Here is a 9507-nt window from a genome sequence, read left to right as displayed (position 1 = left end):
ACCAAGTGGGCCGCCGGGGATTTCAACGGCGACGGGAAGAGCGACATCGCCGCATCCTGGGCCAACGGCGACCCCAATCCGCCGGCGCCCTCGGAGGAGCAGCGGTTCCTCGACCTGATCAACAGTGAGCGTCAGAAGTTCGGGTGCGTCCCGCTGAAGGCCGATCCGAAACTCACGGAAACCGCGCGCGCCCACAGCAAGGACCTGGCCGGCAACCCGAACCTCACGGCCGCGAACACCGAGAATCGCGGCCACGTGGGCAGTGACGGCTCGCTGCCCTGGGACACGAACGGCGGTGCGACTACGGGGCGCATCCACAGGGACCTGGGCGCATCGGCTGCCCAAGCCCAGGGCGAGAACGTCCACTGGGGCAAGGGAGACACCTTCGACAAGGCGATGGACGACTGGATGAACCACGACGAGGCGTCCAAGTGGGGCCACAAGTACAACATCATGGGCTGCGACCCCGATGACCCGAAGAACCCGTACTCCAACGGTGACATCGCGCGCTACAACCCCCCGCCCACCGTCAACTACAAGCTGGTCGGAGTCGGCATAGACCAAGCCGCTGACGGCACCGTCTACATCACGCAGGACTTCGCAGGCTGACTCCCCCGGGCGGGCATGCATCCGCCACGCCCCCGCACCAAAGCCCCCGGCCCCGGCGTCGAGACAGACGCCGGGGCCGGTGGTGCGTACGCGTGCGGGGGCGCCGCTCGGGCGCGGGGCCGGGCCGCGATCTGACACATTCGCAACCGGCTCCGACGCGGCAGCCATGGCGGACGCCCGCCGGCCTTCGACAAGCAGGTCTACAGGCGGCGCAACGTCGTCGAGCGGTGCTTCAACCGCCTCAAGCAGTGGCGCGGCATCGCCACCGCTACGACAAGACCGCCGAGTCGTACCAAGCAGCCGTCACCCTCGCATCACTGCTGATGTGAGCGTGACATTTGACGACAACTCCTAGGCCCGCTAGGCCCGCCCGGACCGGAGCTCGGGCCGCTCCATTGGATCCGGGGCCCGGCGGACGGCCTGCGCGAGCAGGTCGTGGATCAGGAACTCCCCGGGCAGACGGTTCTCCTTGAGGCGGTCGAGGCCGTCCGGCCCGAACCAGCCGAAGGCGCAGTGCTTGGACCGTTCCAGCGCGGGACGGTCCAGGTCGCCCTCGACCTCGACGAGGTAGTCGGCCTCGTGACGGAGTCCGGCGCCGTCGTCCCCGGTCCAGGTGGTGGTGCCGAGGGATCGCCGCACGTGGCGCAGGCGCCAGCCGGTCTCTTCCTCGACCTCGCGCGCGAGCGCCTCCAGGAGCGTCTCCCCGGCCTCGACGTGGCCGCCGACGATGTCCCAGGAGCCCGGGAAGAGACGGCGGTTCGGGCTGCGCTTCTGTGCGAACGCCTCGCCGTCGTCGTTGAGGATGACGGCGCCGACGGTCCAGACCTCGCCGGGTGCGGGAACGGGCGGCACGATGGCGGGGTCCACGCTGAACGACGGCTGACGGGTCGGCATGCTCGACAGCCTAGTGCGGGGGTCTCCGGCCGGCGCCGGTGGTGGACGGCCGGGTTTCGAGTGCCCAGGTGTGGTGCCGGACGGTGTCGGGCGCCGCGCGGCCGGCGAGGATGTCGCAGAGCAGTTCCGCGCAGGCCCGCCCGTACGCCGCGGGGCGCAGGTCGACCGCTGTCACGGGCGGGTTCGCGCCCCGGTTCGCGACACCGTCGACGCACGACGCGACCAGCAGGTCGACGCCGGCCGTGCGGCCGAGGGCCGCCGCGGCGCGCAGGGCTCCGGGGGCCGCCCCGTCGGGCGCGCACAGCACCGCGTCGATCCCGGGGTCGGAGGCGAGCAGCCCGCGGGTGGCGGCCTCCGCGTCGGCCGCGGTCGCGGCGAACGGCACCGTGCGCAGGGCGACTTCGGTCCCGTACGAGGCACCCCAGGCGGCAGCCGTCCCGCGCAGGGCCGCCGCCCAGGCGGAGGCGCCGGCGGGGGCCAGGAGGGCGGGGCGGCGGGCGCCGCGGTCGCGCACGTGGTCCAGGAGGGCGGTCAGCGAGGCGGCGTTGTCGCAGACGACCGCGCCGGCGGGGGTGGGGGAGGGGCCGAGGTAGCGCTCACCGGTGACCACCGGGACGCCCGCGTCGAGCAGCCCGGGGACCGCGCTGTCGCCGACCTCGGGGTCGATCACGAGCAGCCCGTCGACGCGCGAGGCGAGCGGTCCGGAGGCGGCGCCGGCGGGGGCGAGCAGGACCACGTCCAGGCCCCCCTCCTGGGCACGCTCGACGGCCCCGAAGGCCAGGTTCATGTAGTAGTCCAGCCGGGTCGCGGTCTGCGGCAGGTGCAGGCCGATGGCTCCGGTGCTGGCGCGGCGCAGCCGGCGGGCGGCGCTGTTGGGCCGGTAGCCCAGCTCCTCCGCGATCCCGCGGACCCGGTCCCGGGTCGCTTCCGCGACGCGCCCGGATCCCTGGAGTGCGTCGGAGACGGTGCTCTTGGAGACGCCGGCGGCGCGGGCGACATCGAGCAGGGTCACGGGAGGTGGGGTCACGCGCCGCATTCTAGACGTTCGCTCGACCTTGCCGGAACGTTCCGGCAGGGTCTACATTCATGCGATGCCGGAACGTTCCGGCAAGCTCCTCTTGACTGATCCTTTCGATATCCCGCATGCTGACTGAAAATTCAGTCAGAAGATGGGGTGGGTGCGGCGCCGAACCACCCGCGCCCTTTGTCCGCCCGCGCCCTCCCGCGCCCTCCCGCGCCCTCCTGGGCCCCTCCGACTCCCGAAAGCGACCCGCCCGTGACCTCGTACGCGATCCTCACCTCCTTCGGATCACCGCTCGGCTCCCCCGGCCGCACCCAGCCCGGCGAGCGCGAACCGCTGCGCGTCGGCCTCGTCCAGATGCGCTGGTACGCCGACGCCGCCGAGCACGACAACCGGCTCCGCGAGGGCGTGGCCCTCGCCGCCGGGCAGGGCGCCACGGTCGTCTGCCTCCCCGAGCTCAGCCGCAGCCCCTACTTCTGCAACACCGACGACCCCATGGCCGACGGCGCCGCCCGCCACCTGGAGGACGTGGAGACCGGCCCCACCGTCGCTCTCGCGGCCGAACTCGCCACCGAGCTCGGCATCACCGTCCACGCCTCGCTCTACGAACGCGCCGAGGACGGCGGCCTCGGCTACAACACCGCCGTGTGCGTCGACTCCGACGGCAAGCTCATCGCCCGGACCCGCAAGAACCACATTCCCGCCTTCCCCGGCTACCGCGAGGACCTGTGCTTCCGGCCCGGCGACAGCGGATTCCCTGTCGTCGCCCACGAGGGGGCCCGCTTCGGCTTCCCCACCTGCTGGGACGAGTGGTTCCCCGAGCTGGCCCGCGCCTACGCGCTGGCCGGCGCCGAGATCCTCGTCCACCCCACCGCCATCGGCTCCGAGGTGGACCTGCCGGACTTCGACACCAGGCCCATGTGGGAGCACGCCATCAGCGCCAACGGGCTGGCCAGTGCCCTCTTCATGATCGTGCCCAACCGGGTAGGCACGGAGGGCCGTTCCACCTTCTACGGGTCCTCCTTCATCTCCGACCCCTACGGCCGCGTCGTGCTGCGCGCCCCGCGCGACCGCGAGGCCGTCCTCGTCGCCGACCTCGACCTCGACCAGCGCCGCGACTGGCTGGAGTTCGGCCTCATGCGCACCCGCCGCCCCGAGCTGTACGGCCGCCTCACCGAACGCCTGGACGGCTCCCAGGGCGGGTAGCGAAAGTCGATCTTGGTCGTGGAATGATCACGCGCTGTGCAGGGTGGAGATCTGACGGACGAGCAGTGGGCCGGACCGGCGCCGTTGTCAGCTCGGCTCCGGCGGCGGTCGGCCTCCGAAGCTCGACAAACCCTTTGCCGAGCACCCGATGGACCAGCTAGGTTCACCCGGCCGTCCATGTTGATCCGGACCGGCGCTGTCGAGGAGGAGGTGTGGAGCACATGCGCAGGAGTGCCCAGCAGGTGAGCCCGCGTACTGACCTTTGCCACCTCCTCACGACGGAGACACCTTGTCGCTTCGCATCACCCCACTGACCGACCACGCTCACGGGGCGCACAGTCGACGCCTTGCATGGCTGGCGTCCGACGCCGATTCCATCCCCGTCGGAACGGCCTTTCTGCGCCTGTTCGATGGCGGACAACAGCACCTGGCCGAACTGACCCTCCACGTCCACCCCGTGGAGCGCCGCAAGGGCGTCGGCTCCCAGCTCCTCGACACCGCCGTGGCCGCCGCCCGGGACAACGCCCGACGCTGCGTCAGCGCACAGGCCGAGGCCGGATCGCCCGGCGATCACTTCCTGCCGGCCCACGGCTTCCGCAAGGTGCTCACCCTGAGGTTCGCCCGCCTGTCACTGGCCGGCGTGGACGCCGTCGCCCTCGCCGAGATCATCGAGCGTCCGCATCCCGGCTACCGGCTGGCGTCATGGCAGGGAACCGTCCCTGACGACCTCGCCCGGACGTTTGCCGCCTCACGCCGGGCCATGGACGACATGCCCATGGACGACACCGACCACGGCATCGTGATCTGGGACGTGGACCGGGTCCGGGCCGCGGCGAAGGCCGTTGAAGATCGCGGCGACCAGCTGCACACGGTCGTCGCCATCGACACCTCCGACGACTCGATCGCCGGGTTCACGGAACTCGTCGTCCCCGGCAGCGGCACGGGTGACGGCCAGCACTACGGCACCGGCGTGCTGCCCGAACACCGCGGACACGGCCTCGGCCGATGGATGAAGGCCGAGTCGATCCGACAGGCCCACGGGCGCTATCCAGAGCTCGGCGGCCTCCTGACCGACACCGCCGACAGCAACACACACATGAGACACATCAGCGACGGCCTCGGCTACGTGCCCACGCACACGACACTCCAGTACCAGCTCGACCTGTAGAGACGGGCGGACGGGCCGGACCTCGACATCACCTCGTCCGGCCCGTCGGCACGTGGCCCAGTCCCCAGTACCCCCCTGGCTCCGCACACGACCCGGAGTCGAACCGAAGACGACCCGAAGGCGCCCCGAAAGGCCCTCCCCGAGCGCGGGGCGTGGGCCTTCGGGCCTCGTTGGAGTGTCGGAGTGTTGGAGTGATCACCGCGTTCGACCGCGAACTCCGCCTCGCATACCGCCCGTGCCCCGTCCGACGGGTATCACTGCGGTGCGACCGCTCCCGAGTCCGGGGACTGCTGGAGTCCGGATGCGTCGACCGCCTCGAAGTCCGAGCCCTTGAAGTTCTTGAGCCCGTCGAGTTGGGCGTTGTCCCAACGGGGGCTCTCCTCGCCGGTGATGTACCAGGGCGATCCGTTGTCCGCGACGATGGCCCCGTACTTCTTGAGCGCCTCGGCCACCGCCTTGGCCTGCGGGGCCAGCTGTGAGGTGTCCACCGAGCTCTTGAGGCGCAGTCGCAGCCCCATCGGGGGCAGCGAGCTGTCCGCCGCCGCGCCCGCCTGGTGCCGCGCGGGCCACAGGTAGTTCTGGTCGGAGCGGGGGACGGTGATGCGGATCGCGTGGTCGATCCGCCCGCCGGCGGCCTCGTCGTAGCGCACCAGGCCGGGGAGGATGGCCAGGCCCGCGGCGTCGGCGGACGTCCACCCGTCGGGCCGCAGGGCGTTCGACCGCAGGTCGAAGATCGCACCCGAGCCGGCGTGCCAGGCGTTGCCGCCCTGCCGCTCGGCGTCGAAGAGCTCGTAGGACATGCACCGGTCCCGGTCCCAGACGAGGACATGACGGTCGCCGTCGCTCGCCGGGCCGTTCTCGACCCTGGCGTTCGGCGGGATCCGGTACCCGGTCGGGTCGCTCTCCTCGGGGTAGTCGAAGGTCACCTCGGATTCCGGCACCGTCGTGTCCGAGACCGTGATGGGGATGCCGAAGGGACGGCCTTCCACGAGCCCCGATCCGAAGTCCGGGTGGAGCGGCTCCGCCGCACCGATCGAGGCGACGTACCGGTCGGAGCCCGGGTGTACGGGGAGGCCGTCCACCGGCGCGTGCCAGAAGCTGTCCGACGGCGCAGTGGGGCACGAAGCCGCCTGCCTGCCCGGATCCGCGGCCCCGGACAGCAGGCATGCGGCCGCCGCGGCAGCGGTGATCGCGGGGATTGCGTGGCGCGAGCGCGAGGCCCTGGTGCGCTGCATCGGCATCGATCGTCCTCACACCGGTCGAGCGACTCGGTCCGCCCGAGCGGATGTGGAGAATTCATCCATTCGGGCTGTTTTGACCATGCTACGACTGCGGCGGTCGGCCTGCCCGGCGGTGGTGTCCGCCGAGGAGTCGGCCCCCTGTCGAACGCCGTGCTCGGCGCCGCCGGTTCGCACCGCGTGCGAGGAGCGGGGCGGCGGCGCCAGTGCGGGGGGCATCGGCGCGCACGCTCCGGGCCGGTCGAGGGTGCCGACGTCGCCGCGGGCGATGTGCGATGCGCCACTTGCGGGGGCGGTGGCGCGACCGGCGGACGGGCGCGCCGGCCCGCCGGCGTCGGGCAAACCGGCTGGTGGCCAGCGCAAACGCCGATTCCGGCCGGATTGGCGGGCGTATCCCTCAAAGCCGACAAATCGGGCAATCACTCTGTATTTCCAGCACAACTGGCTTTCCAGTCAAATACGACTTGATGGTGTGTCAGCCACAAACGTGCGGGACATAATCGGCCCCGGTCGTCTCCGGAAGCACTGGAGCCATCGGGGCACCGACTGACCTCCCCGGCGGAATTCCCGCACCGGACCGACCACCCCTGAGGCGCCGTACATGTCCCTGGCCAGCCGCACCCGACTCGCGGCCCTGCTTGCCGTGTTCTCCGTCGGCGTCGCCGGCGTGACGACCTGGGCCCACGGACAGGGGACCGGGACCGAGCGGCAGGCGGCGGCCCCCGAGGTGGTGCTCAGCCCGAGTGTGACCGAGGGCTCCGCCCTGCAGGTCGTCGCCCACCCCGACGACGACCTCTTCTTCATGAACCCCGACCTGAGCCGTTCCATAGCGACGGGCATCAAGGTCACCACCGTCTACCTGACCTCCGGAGAGTCCGACGGCAGGAACGAGGCCCACAGCCCGCACCTGCAGGACGCCGCCGGACCCGCGGACCGCGCCGCCTACGCGGAGGCCCGGCAGAACGGCATACGCGCCGCCTACGCGCAGATGGCCACCGGGGACCGCACGAGCGCCTGGCAGCGGAAGTCCGTACCCACCGCCGGGGGCGGCAGCGCCGAAGTGGACGTCCTGGTCTCCCGGCCCCAGGTCAACCTGGTCTGGATGGAGCTGCGCGAGGCCCGCAGCATCTCCGGGGACAACCCGGACAGCCTGCGCGGCCTGTGGGACGGCCGCATACCCGCTCTGGGCGCCCAGCTGACCTCCGGAACCCCGGTCAAGGACCCGTTCGCGTACACCAAGGACCAGGCCGTGGCGGCCATCGCGGGCGTGTTCGAGGCGTACCGGCCGACGACGATACGCACGCAGGACCCGACCCCCGGCCGGGTCGACGGCGGCGGCGCCTTCCTCGACCACCAGGACCACATGTACGGCGCCCGCTTCGTGCAGGCCGCCGCCGAGCGCTACGCGAAGACCGCGGACCGGCCGCACTTCTCTGTCCAGAACTACGTGAGCTACCCGAACAGCTCGCTCCCCCCGACCCTCGACCCGCAGACGGCCGAGGAGAAGCTCGGCTACCTCAAGACTTACGCCTGGACGGACCACCAGGACTGGTGCGGCAGCCCCGCCGGCTGCGGGGACCGCAAGACCGCGACGCGGCCCGCCGGGGCCGGCTGGAGCCAGACCATCCGGTACAGCCGCGGCGACGGCACCACCTGGATGGCCGAGGGAGTCTCCGGGCGGCTGTGGGCCTTCGCCGCCCTCGACGGCCGGATGGCGTACTGGTCGCGCAGCGGCCCGCAGGCCCCCTGGCAGGGCCCCGAGTTCCTGACCGGCGACGGCATCGACTCCGGCGCCTCGGCCGTCCGGCTCTGGGACGGCAGGATCGCGGTGTTCGCCACCCGCACCACCCTGGGAGCGACGCCCCAGGAGTACGGCCGGGAGATCGTGTACGCCGTCCAGGGCGAGGTCGACGGCGGATTCGGCCCGTGGCAGACGCTGGGCACCCCGGACACCGGGGACCGGTCCGGCACCTCGGCGATCAGCGGGCCGTCCGTCGCCGTGGATCCGGAGGGCCGGATGACGGTGTACGTACGCGACTCGCGTCGTACGCTCCGCGCCCGCGAGCAGACGACCCCGGGCGGCGCGTTCGGAGCGTGGCAGGCCCTGGGCGGCGCGGGCCTCCAGGGCGACCCGGTCACCGCGACCGACGCGTCGGGCCGGCGCCACGTGTACGCGACCACGGCCGGATCCGTGCTGGCCTGGGTCCGCCCGGCGCCGGGCGCCCCGTACGGCGGCCCCTTCGCGACCGGACTGCCCCAGACCACGGGATCGCTCTCGGTGCGGTCCGAGGGTGACGGCGTCCGGGTGTTCTTCCGCCGGCCCGGCCTCGGAACGGTCGCCACGAGCCTGACCCGCGTGGACGGGGCGGCCGCGCCGGAGACCTCCCCGGTCGCCGAGGCCGGCGGCCTCGGCGGGTACGGCGCGGTGGGCATCGCGGGCGACCTGCTCGCGGGCCGCGCGGGCGCCGGAACGGTCGGCGTGGCGGGCATCGGCGGTCCGCAGGCCTGGCAGGAGTCCCAGATGCTGTACACGGGCGCCCCGGCGGGCGTCGCCGAAGGGGCCGGTACGGCCGTCGCGGCGGCCCTCGGCCTGGACGCCGATCTGCACGTCATCACGACCCTTCCGGCGGGCGGCTCCGGGCCCCTCGGCAGCCGGACCCCCGACCCGTGGCACCGGGCGGTCCAGCCCTGGACGCTCGCCCAGGCCGGACGCCCCGGCTCCGCCACCGCCGGGGGCCAGCCCCCGCGGTGACCTGCGCCGCCCGGTGGCAGGGCGGATCCGGGTGGGTGAGGATGACGGTCGGACCACCTCGCGGATCGGGGCCGTACGCACCCGGGCCGACGGACGATCGGGCTTCCATGACCCTTCTTCGCCTTCCGTGCCGCTGCGTGCGCGGGAGATCCACAAGGAACCGTTCAGCGGCCGCCCTGACCTGCATAGCCGCCCTCGGCGCGCTGACGGCCGGGTGCAGGAACGACACGGCGCCCGCCTGGGAGTATCCGGAGCTCGGAACGGCTCTGAGCTCGCTCTCCCGTGATCTCGACGAGCGCTGCGGTCCGACGGCGACCCCCGCGGGCTGCGCGAAGCATCTCGACGGACTGACCGCGCCGACGGAGCGCGCCTTCGCCGAGGTCCTGGACCACAAGCTGCTCGATGTCCGCACCGTCGCCGCGATGAACGACCTGGACCGGGCGAGGGCGGAGCGCTTCACCGCCGGGCGTGCGGCCCGGGCCCGCCAGGAGCCGCACTACCTCCCCTTCCGGCGCGCCGTAGCGGCGGAGGAGCTCGCGTACCGGCGCATGCTCTCCGAGCTGGAGCGCCTGCGCACCGCCCCGCCGCCCGGCGACGGAACGGATCCGGTCTGACCCGC

The 9507-nt window shown here is 72.6% G+C and carries 8 protein-coding genes and 1 pseudogene; 6 read left to right on the top strand and 3 right to left on the bottom strand.

Annotated elements, in window-relative coordinates:
* Together IE257_RS08185 and IE257_RS08180 are read left to right on the top strand one after the other, a co-directional pair.
* Positions 1-609, top strand: a 609-nt coding sequence (locus IE257_RS08185) for a CAP domain-containing protein (RefSeq protein WP_189966103.1), incomplete at its 5' end; no start/stop codon positions are given.
* Between the two features lie 138 nt (positions 610-747).
* Positions 748-938: pseudogene (locus IE257_RS08180) on the top strand (transposase); the annotation flags it as partial.
* A 31-nt stretch (positions 939-969) separates the two neighbouring features.
* On the opposite strand, the gene IE257_RS08175 reads toward IE257_RS08180, so the two are convergent.
* Positions 970-1503 (bottom strand): NUDIX hydrolase, encoded by a 534-nt coding sequence (locus IE257_RS08175; protein ID WP_189966101.1) that lies wholly within the window; start codon positions 1501-1503, stop codon positions 970-972.
* 10 nt (positions 1504-1513) lie between these two features.
* Entirely contained in the window at positions 1514-2530 is a 1017-nt protein-coding gene (locus tag IE257_RS08170; RefSeq protein ID WP_189966099.1) for a LacI family DNA-binding transcriptional regulator, read from the bottom strand.
* A 249-nt stretch (positions 2531-2779) separates the two neighbouring features.
* Here IE257_RS08170 and IE257_RS08165 point away from each other — a divergent pair, with 249 nt between their 5' ends.
* A complete protein-coding gene (locus IE257_RS08165; protein WP_229920194.1) occupies positions 2780-3730 on the top strand; it encodes a nitrilase-related carbon-nitrogen hydrolase in 951 nt (316 codons plus the stop codon).
* Positions 3731-4019: 289 nt separating this feature from the next.
* The gene (locus tag IE257_RS08160; protein ID WP_189966098.1) at positions 4020-4898 is read left to right on the top strand and encodes a GNAT family N-acetyltransferase; all 879 of its coding nucleotides are present in this window, start codon (positions 4020-4022) and stop codon (positions 4896-4898) included.
* Positions 4899-5152: 254 nt separating this feature from the next.
* Here the strand turns inward: IE257_RS08160 and IE257_RS08155 are convergent, their stop codons facing one another.
* On the bottom strand, positions 5153-6133 hold the full coding sequence (locus IE257_RS08155; protein ID WP_189966096.1) for a hypothetical protein: 981 nt from the start codon (positions 6131-6133) through the stop codon (positions 5153-5155).
* Positions 6134-6737: 604 nt separating this feature from the next.
* On the opposite strand from IE257_RS08155, the gene IE257_RS08150 reads away from it, so the two are divergent.
* Positions 6738-8888 (top strand): PIG-L family deacetylase, encoded by a 2151-nt coding sequence (locus tag IE257_RS08150; protein WP_189966094.1) that lies wholly within the window; start codon positions 6738-6740, stop codon positions 8886-8888.
* Positions 8889-9025: 137 nt separating this feature from the next.
* Positions 9026-9502 (top strand): hypothetical protein, encoded by a 477-nt coding sequence (locus tag IE257_RS08145; RefSeq protein WP_189966093.1) that lies wholly within the window; start codon positions 9026-9028, stop codon positions 9500-9502.
* Positions 9503-9507 lie beyond the last annotated feature (5 nt).

Source organism: Streptomyces avidinii, from assembly GCF_014650695.1.
GTDB lineage: Bacteria > Actinomycetota > Actinomycetes > Streptomycetales > Streptomycetaceae > Streptomyces > Streptomyces avidinii.
Note: the sequence above shows the minus strand (reverse complement) of the source record. Positions and strands in the feature narration are given on the sequence as shown.

Bases quoted from the DNA above. Each gene is read 5' to 3' on its own strand.
- IE257_RS08150 (WP_189966094.1), top strand. From the start codon at position 6,738: ATGTCCCTGGCCAGCCGCACCCGACTCGCGGCCCTGCTTGCCGTGTTC.
- IE257_RS08155 (WP_189966096.1), bottom strand. From the start codon at position 6,133: ATGCAGCGCACCAGGGCCTCGCGCTCGCGCCACGCAATCCCCGCGATC.
- IE257_RS08175 (WP_189966101.1), bottom strand. From the start codon at position 1,503: ATGCCGACCCGTCAGCCGTCGTTCAGCGTGGACCCCGCCATCGTGCCG.